The organism is Pseudomonas sp. LB3P93 (assembly GCF_054898025.1).
This window is the reverse complement of sequence record NZ_CM142713.1, coordinates 1,478,162-1,491,231: the sequence shown is the minus strand read 5'-3', so window position 1 is coordinate 1,491,231 and position 13,070 is coordinate 1,478,162. Positions and strand designations below refer to the sequence as shown.

The following is a 13,070-nucleotide window of genomic DNA, read 5'->3' as shown; positions in this document are numbered from 1 at the left end:
CAGGGGTCGATGAATCCAACCTTCAGTTGGCAACGTTCGTTCGCGAAACGCGAACGCTCCAGAAAATTATTGCGCTCTCAGGTCCGTCATCGCGAGCAAGCTCGCGCCCACAGGACTTCGGGCAAACACAAATTTTGTGAGCAACCGAGATCCCTGTGGGAGCGGGCTTGCCCGCGATGGGGCCCCCGATTCAATCGAGAACCGTCAGACAACTCCACGCAACTGCTCAAACAACATCCGGCTCACCGGCGACAGCGCCGCTTCATCACGCACGACCAGAATGAGCGCACGATCCGACCAGTCATCCGTCAACGGCACCGCCTGCAAACCCAACGCCCGGCCAAACAGTTCATAGGCCTTTTGCGGCAGGATGCCGATGCCCATGTTGGCCTGGACCATCCGGCACATCGCATCAAAACCCGGCACATGAATCCGCAACCGCAGCACCTTGCCCGCCTTGCGCGCCGCCGCGTGGGTGCGCATGTTGATCGAACTGGCGGCATGCAGACCGACGTAATCGCTGTCCAGCGTATCGGCGAACGCCAGGCTGGAACGACTCGCCAACGGATGATCGGGCAGCATCAACACCACCAGTTTGTCCTGGCGATAGAACACGCTGTGCAGACCTTTGACGTCGCTGTCACTGGAACAGATCCCAAGGTCCGCCACACCGTCCAGCACCCCCTGAATCACCCCACTGCTAGGACGTTCCTCGAGGTCGGTCTTGACCTGGGGATGACGTTCGGAAAAATCCCGAAGGTCTTCGGGCAAAAACTGAATGATCGCCGACAAGTTCGCGAGCATGCGCACATAGCCACGCACCCCGTGGCTGTGCTCGCCCAGTTCGAGACCCATTTTTTCGACGTTGAACAACATCTGTCGGGCATGGTGCAGCAGGGTTTCGCCAGCCGGGGTCAGGGTCATGCCTTTGGCCTGGCGCACGAACAGGCTGATGCCCAGCGCTTCTTCCAACTCCATCAGCCGCTTGCTGGCCGCCGACACCGCGATCGCTTCGCGAGTCGCGGCACGGGTCAGGGTGCCTTCTTCGTGGACGGCGACAAACAGCTGGAGGGTGATCAGGTCGAGGCGGCGGATCAGGCTTTTTTGCAGCATGGAGGGCTCGATGACTTCAGGTCGGCTGAGTCGGCAGGATAGCCCGGTTTTGGCCCACAGCATCACACGTCATCGCCCTCCGCATAAATCTCTTGAACCACTCAACCGAGACGGAAACAGCTGATTCAATCCCCGCGCCGCACGCGATAAAGTCGCGCGACTTGATGTAGCTTTACGCCCCTACGACGGGGACGTCGGTTTCTGAAACCCAAGGAAGACTCAATGAAGAGCAGCACCACCCTCCTCGTCACCTGCAGCACAGTGTTTCTCGCCCAACTGGGCATGAGCATTTATCTGCCAGCACTGCCGGACATTGCCCGGGATCTGTCCGCCGATGCGTCGCAGGTGTCCTGGGGGTTGGCGGTGTACCTGATCGGCATGGCGTTGCCGATGTTGTTCTGGGGCAGCCTGGGTCAGCGCATTGGCCGAAAACCGGTGTTGCTCGCCGCACTCGGAATCTACGGGCTGGGTAACCTGGCCCTGCCCTTCGGCCAGACGTTTGAATCGTTCCTGTTATGGCGACTGGTTCAGGGGATTGGCGCCAGCGGGATTTCGGTGATGGCGCGGGTGCTGATCCGCGACAGTTTCCGCGGTGACCTGCTTGCCAAGGCACTGTCCTGGATATCGATTTCCTTTGTGGTGGCGCTGGGCATCGGCCAGTACCTGGGGTCGATCATTCAAGTGGCGCTGGGCTGGCCGGCGATTTTCTATCTGTTGGGTGGTGTGAGTCTGTTGATGGCGCTGGTCGTGGCGCGGGTCAGCTTTCCGGTGTTGGCTGAGGACAATGTTCTGTCGTCCGCCTGGCCCAGTTACGGGCGCATTCTGCGTGATCGCGCCTTCCTGCTGCCGGCACTCGCCGGCGGCCTCGGTTATGGGGTAATCATTGCGTTCAACACCGCTGCGCCGCTGATTTTGCAAGGCCCCTTCAACTGGTCGGCCGTGGAGTACGGGCTGTTGGGCTGGCCGATCAGCGCGGCGTATTTTCTGGGGGCGTTGGGGGTCAATGCCTTCGTGCTGCGCACCGGTCAACACCGGCTAATGACGGCGGGCGTGGGGCTGGTGCTGGCGGGCAGCGCGGTGATGTTGCTGGGCAGTCTCGCGGGTACATCCGTTGCGCTGCTGTTCTGGTTGCCGTACTGCTTTGCGGTGTTCGGGCAGTCGTTGAACTACCCGATCAGCCTGTCTCTGGCCAATGACGGCTCGCCGGTCGGCGGCGCTTATGCGATGGCGCTGAGCGGTTTCATTCACCAACTGATGGCCGCCGTCATCGGCGCGATTGCCAGCCTGATTGCAAGCCAGCAGGCATGGCCGCTGTCCCTGTTTTGCACCTTGCTGGCGTTGGGCGCGATGCTGTGCGTGATGCTCGCGCCCGGCCGTCAATCCGATTAGAACGCGCTGCGAAAAATCTCCTCGATCTGGCGCTGATCCGCCACCCGAGGGTTGGTCAGGCCGCAGGCGTCTTTCAGCGCATTGATGGCGAGTGTCGGAATGTCGTTGAGCTTGGCGCCGAGTTCACGCAAACCAGCGGGAATTTCCACGTCTCTGGACAAGCTGCGGATCGCGACGATGGCTGCCTGAGCCCCCTCTTCCGGGCTGACACCACGGGTATCGGCGCCCATCGCGTGGGCCACATCCGTCAGGCGCGAGGCGCAAACCAGCGCGTTGAAACTTTGTACGTGGGGCAGCAACACCGCGTTGCACACGCCATGAGGCAAGTCGTAGAACCCGCCCAACTGGTGAGCCATGGCGTGGACATAACCCAGGGATGCGTTATTGAACGCCATGCCGGCGAGGAACTGCGCGTAGGCCATGTTCTCCCGTGCAGCCATGTCGCTGCCATCGCGAACGGCCAGGCGCAAGTTGTTGCTGATCAACGTGATGGCCTTCAGTGCGCAGGCATCGGTGATCGGGTTGGCAGCGGTGGACACGTAGGCTTCGATGGCGTGGGTCAGTGCGTCCATGCCAGTGGCAGCGGTCAGGCCCTTGGGCATGGCGACCATCAGCGCCGGGTCGTTGACCGACAAGAGCGGCGTGACGTTGCGGTCGACGATGGCCATTTTCACGTGGCGCGATTCGTCGGTGATGATGCAAAAACGGGTCATCTCGCTGGCCGTGCCAGCGGTGGTGTTGATCGCGATCAGGGGCAGTTGTGGCTGCGTGGATCGGTCGACGCCTTCGTAGTCGCGGATCTGCCCGCCGTTGGTCGCACATAACGCGATGCCCTTGGCGCAGTCATGGGGCGAACCACCACCGAGCGACACCACGAAATCGCAGAGACTTTCCTTGAGCAGGCCCAGGCCGAGCTCGACGTTGGCGATGCTCGGGTTCGGTTTGGCGCCGTCGAAGATCACCGAGTCGATGTCCTGCATCGCCAGTTTCTCGGCAATCATCTTCGCTACGCCGGCCTTGGCCAGCCCGGCGTCGGTGACGATCAGTGCCTTGCGAAAGCCGTACTTGCCGATGGCGTCCATGGCTTCGTCCAGGCAATCGTTGCCCATGATGTTCACGGCGGGAATGAAAAACGTGCTGCTCATGAGCGTGTCTCCTGGCGGGGGCCGAACCAGCAATGCCGATCCAGCGGGTACCCACAGGATCGACCCATCGGTTACGCAGGAACTTGATCTGGCTCAAGTCCCGGGCGTGATAAAGTCGCCGCCCATCAGACCTTTTGCTTTGAGACTTTGACCGCAATGACCGATTTCCAGGATGTTGATGCCCAACTTGAAGACTGGAACGCCTTGCGCGCCACCGCCTCGTTCAGCGGTTTGCTGGTGGGTAACGGTGCGAGCCGCGCAGTGTGGGACGACTTCGGCTATGACTCGCTGTTCGAAAACGCCCGCACCGTTGAAGAAAAGCCCCTGAGCCAGTCCGAGCTGAGCGTGTTCGATGCCATGCAGACGCGCAGTTTCGAGCAGGTGCTGAGCGCGCTGAAAACCACCAGCCGGGTCAACAAGGCCCTGGCCGTAAGCTCCGCCGCGCCGCGCAATCGTTACTACGCGATCAAGGAAGCGCTAATCAACACGGTTCACGCAGTCCACATCCCATGGCGACTGGTCGTGCCTTCGACCCTGGCGACCATCAGTCAGGAACTGGGCAGTTATCGGACGGTGTTCACCACCAATTACGACTTGTTGAATTACTGGGCGATTCAGCATCAGCCGGATGCGATCACCGACTTGTTCCAGGGTGCAGAACCGGGTTTTGATTTGAGCGCCACGGCGACTGATAAAACCCGATTGTTGTATCTGCACGGTGGGCTGCACCTGGTGCGCAATCAGGACGGCACGGCGCGCAAACTGATGTCGACCGAGGGCACGTTGCTGGGCAGTTTTGCGATCAACAATACGATCAAGACCCTCGACGATGTGCCGCTGTTTGTTAACGAAGGACCAGCGCAGGACAAGCTCAAGACCATTCGCAGCTCGGATTATTTGTCGTTTTGCTATGACCAGTTATTGAGCCATGGCGATGGGTTGTGCCTGTTTGGTCATGCCCTCGGCGAGCAGGACAGCCATATCATCCATGCGTTGCGCCAGGCAAAACCCAAGATGGTGGCGATCTCGATTTACCCGCGCAGCAAGGCGTTTATCCAGCATCAGAAGCGGCATTACGCGAAGGTGTTTGAGGGGACTGGGTCAGCGTTGCGTTTTTTTGATTCGAAGACGCATGCGCTCGGCAGCCCGAAGCTCACGGTACCGGTTGAGGTTTAGGTCAAGATCGTTCCCACGCTCTGCGTGGGAATGCAGCCCGTGACGCTCCGCGTCACTGGACGCGGAGCGTCCGCAGAGGCATTCCCACGCGGAGCGTGGGAACGATCATGTCTGCGCTATTCTTCGGCGCTATGCACCACCACCAGCAACTGCGCCTGAACCTCCCCCACTGACCGAATCCGGTGCGGCTTCTGCGCATTGAAGTACAACGCATCCCCCCGATCGAGCAGCACGCGCTCGTTCATGAAGTCCACTTCCACCTGCCCCTCGTGCACAAACAGAAACTCTTCCCCCACGTGTTCCTTAAAGGTTTTATCGGCGAATTCGTTCGGCGGATAAATCATGAACGGCAGCAGGTTGCGCTCGCTGACCTGATGCGCCAGCACCGCGTAGCCGGGGCTTTCATCGTTGGCCGCCAGGGACTGGCGTTCGTCGCTGCGCACCAGGCTGTAGCTGTCGAGGCTGATGTTGTCTTCGGAGAACAACTCCTCGACCTTCACGTTCAGCGCCTTGGCCAGTTTCAGGGCGGCAGCGATCGACGGGGTATTCAGCCCGCGCTCGACTTTCGACAGGTAGCTCTTGGTCATGCCCGATTTTTCGGCCAAGGACTCCAGGGTCACGCCCAGTTTTTTTCTCAATACTTTCAAACGGATAGACATGAAAAACGATTAATCCATCAAGGAAGCGACGATTTGCCCTTGCCAATGACACTTTGTGTCATATAGTCTCGTTTGTGTCATTTGCATTCACCCATGACCTTGCGAGCAACGAGTGAACGGCAAACCCGACGTCCATTGAACCACCCAAAGGACACCGATATGGCCAAGACCTTAGCACTGCCCAAAGAGCAACTGGTCAAGCAAGCGCTGACCCAGATGCAAAATACCCTGGCGGATAATACGTGGACTGACCGGCAAAAGCTGGCCCTGACCTGCCGGATTCTGTTTGAGAGTGGTCACGACTCGGGCCTGGCCGGGCAGATCACCACCCGAGGCCCGCAACCCGGCACTTACTACACTCAACAACTGGGCCTGGGTTTCGACGAAATCACCGCCAGCAATCTGTTGCTGGTCAACGAAGACCTGGAAGTGCTCGAAGGCCACGGTATGCCCAACCCGGCCAACCGTTTCCACAGTTGGGTGTACCGCGCCCGGCCTGATGTGAACTGCATCATTCACACGCACCCGACCCACGTCGCGGCGCTGTCGATGCTCGAAGTGCCGCTGCAGATTTCCCACATGGACCTCTGCCCGCTCTACGACGATTGCGCGTTCCTCGAAGGCTGGCCAGGTGTCCCGGTGGGCAACGAAGAAGGTGATTTGATCGCCGGTGCATTGGGCGACAAGCGAGCCATCCTGCTGTCGCACCACGGCCAGCTGTCCACCGGCACGACCATCGAAGAAGCCTGTGTCATCGCTCAATTGATCGAGCGCGCCGCGAAGCTGCAACTGCTGGCGATGAGTGCCGGGACCATCAAGCCGATCCTGCCGGAACTGGGCCGCGAAGCCCATGACTGGATTTCGAAACCCAAGCGCCACGGCGCTGCGTTCAACTACTACGCCCGGCAGAACCTGCGTCAACACGCCGATTGCCTGAACTGAACCCACCCATTTTCTAAAGGAGAGACAACATGTCGACCCCAACCATTCACGGCATCATCGGCTACACCATCACCCCGTTCACCGCCAATGGCGAAGGCGTTGATCTCGACGCACTCGGGCGTTCCATCGACCGTTTGATCGACGGCGGCGTCCACGCCATCGCCCCGTTGGGCAGCACCGGCGAAGGCGCTTACCTGAGCGACGCCGAGTGGGATCAGGTCAGTGAATTCAGCATCAAGCATGTGGCCAAACGGGTGCCGACCATCGTCAGCGTGTCCGACCTGACCACCGCCAAAGCCGTGCGCCGCGCGCGTTTCGCCGAAGCCCACGGGGCTGATGTGGTGATGGTGCTGCCGACGTCCTACTGGAAACTCAGCGAAGCAGAAATCCTCGCCCACTACCGCGCCATCGGCGACAGCATCGGCGTGCCGATCATGCTCTACAACAACCCGGCCACCAGCGGCACCGACATGTCGGTGGACCTGATCCTGCGGATCGTCAATGCCGTGGAGAACGTGACCATGGTCAAGGAGAGCACGGGCGACATCCAGCGCATGCACAAGCTGCAACTGCTGGGCGAAAGTCAGGTGCCGTTCTACAACGGCTGCAATCCGTTGGCGCTGGAAGCCTTTGCCGCCGGCGCGAAAGGCTGGTGCACGGCGGCACCAAACCTGATCCCGCAGCTCAATCTCGATTTGTATGCAGCGGTATTGGCCAACGACCTGGGCAAGGCGCGTGAACTGTTCTATCGCCAGTTGCCGCTGCTGGACTTCATCCTCAAGGGAGGCTTGCCAGCGACGATCAAGGCTGGTTTGCGTGCGACCGGGCTAGAGGTGGGTGATCCGCGGTTGCCGGTGTTTCCGCTGGGTGAGGCTGGCGTCGGTCAGTTGCAAGACTTGTTGAAAGCATTGCGCTGATCTTACGTCCGATGATCGTTCCCACGCTCTGCGTGGGAATGCCTCAAGGGACGCTCCGCGTCCAGTGACGCGGAGCGTCACGGGCTGAATTCCCACGCAGAGCGTGGGAACGATCTCGGACAGTTAGAGCACCGGCAAGGTCTTGTCCTTGATCACGTTGGTCGGCCCGTTGACCTTGACGCTGGCGATGCCTTTATCCATCGCGCCAGCGGACGCGTAAGCCTCGCTGCTTCCAATGATCTCGTGGTTACCGGCCTTGAGGTTGAAGTAAGGATGGCCATCCTTGGTGGTTTTCTTTTCGTAGCGTTCATCCAGCGGGCTGTTCTTCTGCACCGAAGCAATGCCGTTGTCGGCGGCGCTGCGAGTGGTGTACAGCTCGCTGGTCAGAATGGTTTCGGCGTTGGCCGCCTTCAGCACAAACCTGAACTGACCATTGCTGCTTTTGCTCACTTCGTACCATCCGGACATGCTCGTTCTCCTTGGCAATTGAGAGGTTTCGCGCTTCAGAGTAAAGACCAGCCTGGGATATCTGTCGCCTGTACCGGCCTCATCGCGAGCAAGCTCGCTCCCACAGGTTCAGCGTGGTCCCTGTGGGAGCGAGCTTGCTCGCGATGGGGTCGACACGGTCTGCGCTATTTCACCCCCGCCCGCACCACCGACAACTCCGGCACCTGCCCCCGCCGCTGACTCAGATACCGCGTACAACTCACCCGCAAAAACGAAGCAAAATTCACCACCTCGCCGCGGTAATCCATCACCTCTTCATACAGCTTGGCGATCAACTGGTTGGTGGTCATGCCGTCGACCCCGGCGATTTCGCTGAGGATGTCCCAGAACTGATTCTCCAGCCGCAGGGTGGTGACCACCCCGCAGATGCGCAGCGAGCGGGAGCGCGATTCGTAGAGAATCGGATCGGCTTTGACGTAGAGCTCGCACATGAAAAGTCCCTCGTTACAGCGTGATTCTGGTGCCCAGCAACCCGAGGAAACCGGCGAGCCAGCTCGGGTGCGCCGGCCAGGCGGGCGCAGTGGCCAGATTGCCTTGTACGTGACCTTCCGTCACCGGGATATCGATGAACGTACCGCCCGCCAGGCGCACTTCCGGGGCACACGCCGGGTAAGCGCTGCACTCGCGACCTTCGAGAATCCCCGCTGCCGCCAGTAATTGCGCACCGTGACACACGGCGGCGATCGGCTTGCCGACCTTGTCGAACGCGCGCACCAGCTCGAGGACTTTTTCGTTCAGGCGCAGGTATTCCGGCGCACGACCGCCAGGGATCAGCAACGCGTCGTAGTCGGCTTCAGCAACTTTGGCGAAATCGAAGTTCAACGCGAACAAGTGACCGGGTTTTTCGCTGTAGGTCTGGTCGCCCTCGAAGTCGTGGATCGCCGTGCGCACGGTCTGGCCGGCGGATTTTTCCGGGCAAACGGCGTGCACCGTGTGACCCACCATCAGCAGCGCCTGGAAGGGCACCATCACTTCGTAGTCTTCGACGTAATCGCCGACCAGCATCAGGATTTTCTTGGCAGCCATGGGGAGGACTCCTCTGGGAAATACGTAGGAGTATTCAAGGTAGTCCTTATCCGCGGGGTCGGGTAATAACCAGCTACTACGGACAATGAGCTTTTGTTGCGAGGGAGCTTGCTCCCGCTGGGCTGCGAAGCGGCCCCAAACAATGGGACTGCTGCGCCCGAGCGCGGACCGGTCCAGCGGGAGCAAGCTCCCTCGCCACAGGGACCGCGCTCAACTGTACGGATAACTCTGCGCCTAGCTGTAACAGCAGCAGACGCCGAGTTTATGGCTAGATGAGGACTCTTCCCGCCATCTTCGATTCTGGTCCCCCATCATGTCCTCCCGCGAAAACACCGGCATGGCCCTCGGCCTGCTGGGCGTTGTGATCTTCAGCCTCACCCTGCCCTTCACACGGATCGTCGTGCAGGAACTCCATCCGCTGCTCAACGGCTTGGGCCGGGCGCTGTTTGCGGCGGTTCCGGCGGCGATATTGCTGCTGTGGCGCCGGGAGAAATGGCCGACCTGGAAACAGGTCAAAGGCCTGACGCTGGTGATCGCGGGCGTGATCCTCGGCTTCCCGGTGTTGTCGGCCTGGGCGATGCAAACCTTGCCGGCGTCTCACGGCGCACTGGTCAATGGATTACAGCCGTTGTGCGTGGCGCTGTACGCCGCGTGGTTGTCCCACGAACGACCGTCGAAAGCCTTCTGGGCCTGCGCCGCATTGGGCAGTGCTCTGGTGCTGGGTTATGCGCTGATCAGCGGTGCCGGCAGTATTCAGGCCGGTGACTTGCTGATGCTCGGTGCGATTGCCGTGGGCGGTCTGGGTTATGCCGAGGGCGGCCGGTTGGCCAAGGAGATGGGCGGCTGGCAGGTGATCTGCTGGGCGCTGGTGCTGTCGACGCCGTTGTTGATCGGGCCGGTGGCGTATTTGGCGCTGCAACACCAGGGCGAGATTTCCGCCAAGACCTGGTGGGCGTTTGGTTATGTTTCGCTGTTTTCGCAGTTCATCGGGTTCTTTGCCTGGTACGCCGGGTTGGCGATGGGCGGCATTGCCCGGGTCAGTCAGATCCAGCTGTTGCAGATCTTCTTCACCATCGCGTTTTCGGCGTTGTTCTTTGGTGAACACATCGAGCCAATCACCTGGCTGTTTGCCGCCGGGGTGATCGTGACCGTGATGCTCGGTCGCAAGACCGCCATCAAACCCCATGTGGGAGCGAGCCTGCTCGCGAAGGGGCCGTAACATTCAACATTTATGCTGAATGTAGAGCCGCCATCGCTAGCAGGCTAGCTCCCACAGGATCGCAGGGGGTCAGAGGTAGCCGTCGGCTCGCAGCAAGGTTTCGAGGCAATGTTCGCTGATCTGGTAAAAATCCTTCAATTCCTGAATTTTCACCAACAGCTGGGCCGGGTCCACCGGCTCGGCGCGCTTGACCGCCAGAATCATCTTGTTCTTGTTGGTGTGGTCCAGTGAGATGAACTCGAACACTTTGGTTTCGTAACCACAGGCTTCCAGGAACAACGCACGCAAACTGTCGGTGACCATTTCCGCTTGCTGACCCAGATGCAGACCGTATTGCAGCATCGGCTTGAGCAGCGCCGGGCTCTGGATTTGCAGGCGGATCTGTTTGTGGCAGCACGGCGAGCACATGATGATCGAAGCGCCGGAACGGATGCCGGTGTGGATCGCATAGTCGGTGGCGATGTCGCAGGCGTGCAGCGCGATCATCACGTCCAGCTCGCTTGGCGCGACGCTGCGCACGTCACCGCACTTGAACACCAGCCCCGGGTGCTCAAGCTTTGCGGCGGCGGCATTGCACAGGTTGACCATTTCTTCGCGCAGCTCGACTCCGGTCACCACGCCTTCGGCCTTCAAGGTATTGCGCAGGTAGTCGTGGATCGCGAACGTCAGATAACCCTTGCCCGAGCCGAAATCCGCCACCTGCACCGGCTTGTCCAGCACCAGGGGCGAGTTGGTCAGCGCATGGCTGAAGACTTCGATGAACTTGTTGATCTGCTTCCACTTGCGCGACATCGCCGGGATCAGCTCGTGCTTGCTGTTCGTCACACCCAGGTCGGCAAGGAACGGCCGGCTCAGGTCAAGGAAGCGGTTTTTCTCGCGGTTATGCTCGGCGGACGGCACTTCACGCAATTGCTGAGGTTTGCTCTTGAACAGCGAAGACTTGCCCTTTTTGCTGTATTCGAGCTGGGCTTCGTCAGTCAGCGACAGCAAATGCGCATTTTTGAACGAGGCCGGCAACAGCGCGGCGAGGGTAGCCACACCCTCGGTAATTGGCAGGTTCTTGGTGATATCGCGGGTCTTGTAGCGGTAGACGAAGGACAGGCAGGGCTGATCCTTGACCGTCAGTTGCTTGATGATCAGCCGCTGCAAATCCGCTTCGGTGCCGACGTACTTGGCCAGTACCAGTTTGATGAAGGCATTCTGGTCGAGACTGGTTTGCAGCAGGTCGATGAACTGGGCGTGGTGATCCGGCGCGAGGCTGGCGGGAGTGGCGGTGACGGACATGGAAAAAACGGCCTCGGGCGGAGCGATTCGGGGAATGGCGGGTATTTTAGGGGGGATGGCATACGAGGGCACGGCTAATTTCCCGAACGGTGCAAACTGTAGCAGCTGGCGAAGCCTGCGTTCGGCTGCGCAGCAGTCGTAAAACCAGCACACGCGGTGCATCAGGAGGACCGTGAATATCGGATTTACGACTGCTGCGCAGCCGAACGCAGGCTTCGCCAGCTGCTACTGGAATGTGTTGTAGCCAGGAATCAGCCCAACACCACCAACCGATTCGGCAACTCATTCCTCACATGCGTCACCGGCACATGCACCTTGAGCAATTCGCCACAGGCCTCCACGCACGTCACAAACCCCTGCAACGTCTGCCCCTGCTTCACCTGTTGCGTAAACGCCGCAACAATCGCGTCCCAGTTCTTGTTGTCCAGCCGCTTGGAAATCCCTTCGTCCACCAGAATCTCCACATACCGCTCGGCTTCGCAGACAAAAATCAGCATCCCGGTGCTGCCCACCGTGTGGTGCAGGTTCTGCTCCAGAAACTGCCGACGCGCCAGGTTCGAAGCGCGCCAATGGCGCACCGAACGCGGGATCAGATGGGTGGTGACTTTCGGAATGCGGAACACCAGGCACAGCACGATGAAGCTGATCCATTGCACCAGCAGCAGGCTGTGCATGGTCAGCCAGCCGGTCAGGTAGTGCACGACACCCGGCACCACCAGCGCCAGCAGGCTGGCCCACAGCAGCGGGATGTACGCGTAGTCGTCGGCGCGGGCCGCGAGCACGGTCACCAGTTCGGCGTCCGTGTCGCGCTCGACCCGGGCAATCGCCTCGGCGACTTTGCGTTGTTCGTGTTCAGTCAGTAATGCCATGTTTAACAGTGCTCGCTCATTATTATTCTCACCAGCCGCCCGACGAACCGCCGCCCCCGAAACTGCCGCCACCGCCGCTGAAGCCCCCGCCTCCACCGCCGCCGCCAAAACCTCCACCGCCGAAACCGCCACCCGAGCTGCCTCGGCCCCCGCCACCACCGCTGGGCAGGATCCCGAGCATCTGGCAGACGAAAATCGTCAGGATGAACAGCATCACCAGAAACACGAACACGCCCGGATGGCGGGACAGGAAATCGTCGCCCTCATTACCGCGCGGCTCATAGACCGTCGACGGCTCATCCAGCGGATTGCCGCCCAACACCACCAGCATCGCGGCAACCCCATCGCTGATGCCTTTACTGAAGTTGCCGGTCTTGAACGCTGGCGTGATCACCTGGTTGATGATCACCGAACTCTGCGCATCGGTCAGGCGATCTTCCAGGCCGTAACCGACTTCGATGCGCAATTTACGATCATCGCGCGCGACGATCAGCAACGCGCCGGTATTTTTGTCCTTCTGGCCGATGCCCCAGTAACGTCCCAGCTGATAACCGAAGTCTGCGATATCGGTGCCCTGCAGGTCCGGCACCGTCACCACGACCAATTGCTCGCCGGTGGCTTTTTCATGGGCCTGGAGTTGTTGCGTCAGCTGCTCACGCACCGACGGCTCGATCATCTGGGCGTTATCGACCACCCGCCCGGTCAGTTGCGGAAATTTCAACTCGGCCTGGGCCGCCAGGGCAAACACCCACAGCAACAGCACCAGGCCCACTTTCAACACGCGCATTGGCAACCTCATCCGTGGTGATGCTTCGAACCCGTCC

14 protein-coding genes are annotated in these 13,070 nt (G+C 60.3%); 5 read left to right on the top strand and 9 right to left on the bottom strand.

Going from position 1 to position 13,070, the window contains the following annotated elements; all coding sequences use genetic code 11:
• Window positions 1-204 precede the first annotated feature (204 nt).
• A complete protein-coding gene (locus ACYZT8_RS06570; RefSeq protein ID WP_461980054.1) occupies window positions 205-1,113 on the bottom strand; it encodes a LysR family transcriptional regulator in 909 nt (302 codons plus the stop codon).
• A gap of 222 nt (window positions 1,114-1,335) precedes the next feature.
• Here ACYZT8_RS06570 and ACYZT8_RS06565 point away from each other — a divergent pair, with 222 nt between their 5' ends.
• On the top strand, window positions 1,336-2,502 hold the full coding sequence (locus ACYZT8_RS06565) for a multidrug effflux MFS transporter (RefSeq protein ID WP_461980053.1): 1,167 nt from the start codon (window positions 1,336-1,338) through the stop codon (window positions 2,500-2,502).
• Here ACYZT8_RS06565 and yiaY read toward each other — a convergent pair.
• Window positions 2,499-3,647: an L-threonine dehydrogenase gene (yiaY, locus tag ACYZT8_RS06560; RefSeq protein WP_461980052.1), complete on the bottom strand. Its 1,149-nt coding sequence runs from the start codon at window positions 3,645-3,647 to the stop codon at window positions 2,499-2,501. The genes ACYZT8_RS06565 and yiaY overlap by 4 nt on opposite strands.
• Before the next feature lie 156 nt (window positions 3,648-3,803).
• Here yiaY and ACYZT8_RS06555 point away from each other — a divergent pair, with 156 nt between their 5' ends.
• Window positions 3,804-4,823 (top strand): DUF4917 family protein, encoded by a 1,020-nt coding sequence (locus ACYZT8_RS06555; protein ID WP_461980051.1) that lies wholly within the window; start codon window positions 3,804-3,806, stop codon window positions 4,821-4,823.
• A gap of 116 nt (window positions 4,824-4,939) precedes the next feature.
• Here ACYZT8_RS06555 and ACYZT8_RS06550 read toward each other — a convergent pair whose 3' ends face one another.
• Window positions 4,940-5,482, bottom strand: a complete 543-nt coding sequence (locus tag ACYZT8_RS06550) for a helix-turn-helix domain-containing protein (RefSeq protein WP_461980050.1) — start codon at window positions 5,480-5,482, stop codon at window positions 4,940-4,942.
• 159 nt (window positions 5,483-5,641) lie between these two features.
• On the opposite strand from ACYZT8_RS06550, the gene ACYZT8_RS06545 reads away from it, so the two are divergent.
• Window positions 5,642-6,424 carry an aldolase gene (locus ACYZT8_RS06545; protein WP_461980049.1) on the top strand — a complete coding sequence of 261 codons (783 nt, stop codon included), beginning with the start codon at window positions 5,642-5,644 and terminating at the stop codon, window positions 6,422-6,424.
• Between the two features lie 29 nt (window positions 6,425-6,453).
• On the top strand, window positions 6,454-7,341 hold the full coding sequence (locus ACYZT8_RS06540; protein WP_461980048.1) for a dihydrodipicolinate synthase family protein: 888 nt from the start codon (window positions 6,454-6,456) through the stop codon (window positions 7,339-7,341).
• Window positions 7,342-7,464: 123 nt separating this feature from the next.
• On the opposite strand, the gene ACYZT8_RS06535 is transcribed toward ACYZT8_RS06540, so the two are convergent.
• The 3 genes from ACYZT8_RS06535 to ACYZT8_RS06525 form a co-directional block, all read right to left on the bottom strand.
• Complete coding sequence (locus tag ACYZT8_RS06535; RefSeq protein WP_461980047.1) at window positions 7,465-7,809, bottom strand: YegP family protein; 345 nt, start codon at window positions 7,807-7,809, stop codon at window positions 7,465-7,467.
• 164 nt (window positions 7,810-7,973) lie between these two features.
• A complete protein-coding gene (locus ACYZT8_RS06530; RefSeq protein ID WP_461980046.1) occupies window positions 7,974-8,279 on the bottom strand; it encodes a ribbon-helix-helix domain-containing protein in 306 nt (101 codons plus the stop codon).
• Between the two features lie 13 nt (window positions 8,280-8,292).
• On the bottom strand, window positions 8,293-8,874 hold the full coding sequence (locus tag ACYZT8_RS06525) for a DJ-1/PfpI family protein (RefSeq protein ID WP_461980045.1): 582 nt from the start codon (window positions 8,872-8,874) through the stop codon (window positions 8,293-8,295).
• A gap of 313 nt (window positions 8,875-9,187) precedes the next feature.
• On the opposite strand from ACYZT8_RS06525, the gene ACYZT8_RS06520 reads away from it, so the two are divergent.
• Window positions 9,188-10,093, top strand: coding sequence for a DMT family transporter (locus ACYZT8_RS06520; protein ID WP_461980044.1), 906 nt, complete (start codon window positions 9,188-9,190; stop codon window positions 10,091-10,093).
• A 69-nt stretch (window positions 10,094-10,162) separates the two neighbouring features.
• Here ACYZT8_RS06520 and ACYZT8_RS06515 read toward each other — a convergent pair whose 3' ends face one another.
• The 3 genes from ACYZT8_RS06515 to ACYZT8_RS06505 all read right to left on the bottom strand — a co-directional run bounded on the left by ACYZT8_RS06515 (window position 10,163) and on the right by ACYZT8_RS06505 (window position 13,033).
• The gene (locus ACYZT8_RS06515; protein ID WP_461980043.1) at window positions 10,163-11,377 is read right to left on the bottom strand and encodes a class I SAM-dependent methyltransferase; all 1,215 of its coding nucleotides are present in this window, start codon (window positions 11,375-11,377) and stop codon (window positions 10,163-10,165) included.
• A gap of 251 nt (window positions 11,378-11,628) precedes the next feature.
• Window positions 11,629-12,246, bottom strand: a complete 618-nt coding sequence (locus ACYZT8_RS06510) for a TPM domain-containing protein (RefSeq protein ID WP_109628344.1) — start codon at window positions 12,244-12,246, stop codon at window positions 11,629-11,631.
• A gap of 28 nt (window positions 12,247-12,274) precedes the next feature.
• Complete coding sequence (locus ACYZT8_RS06505; protein WP_461980042.1) at window positions 12,275-13,033, bottom strand: TPM domain-containing protein; 759 nt, start codon at window positions 13,031-13,033, stop codon at window positions 12,275-12,277.
• Between the last annotated feature and the right edge of the window lie 37 nt (window positions 13,034-13,070).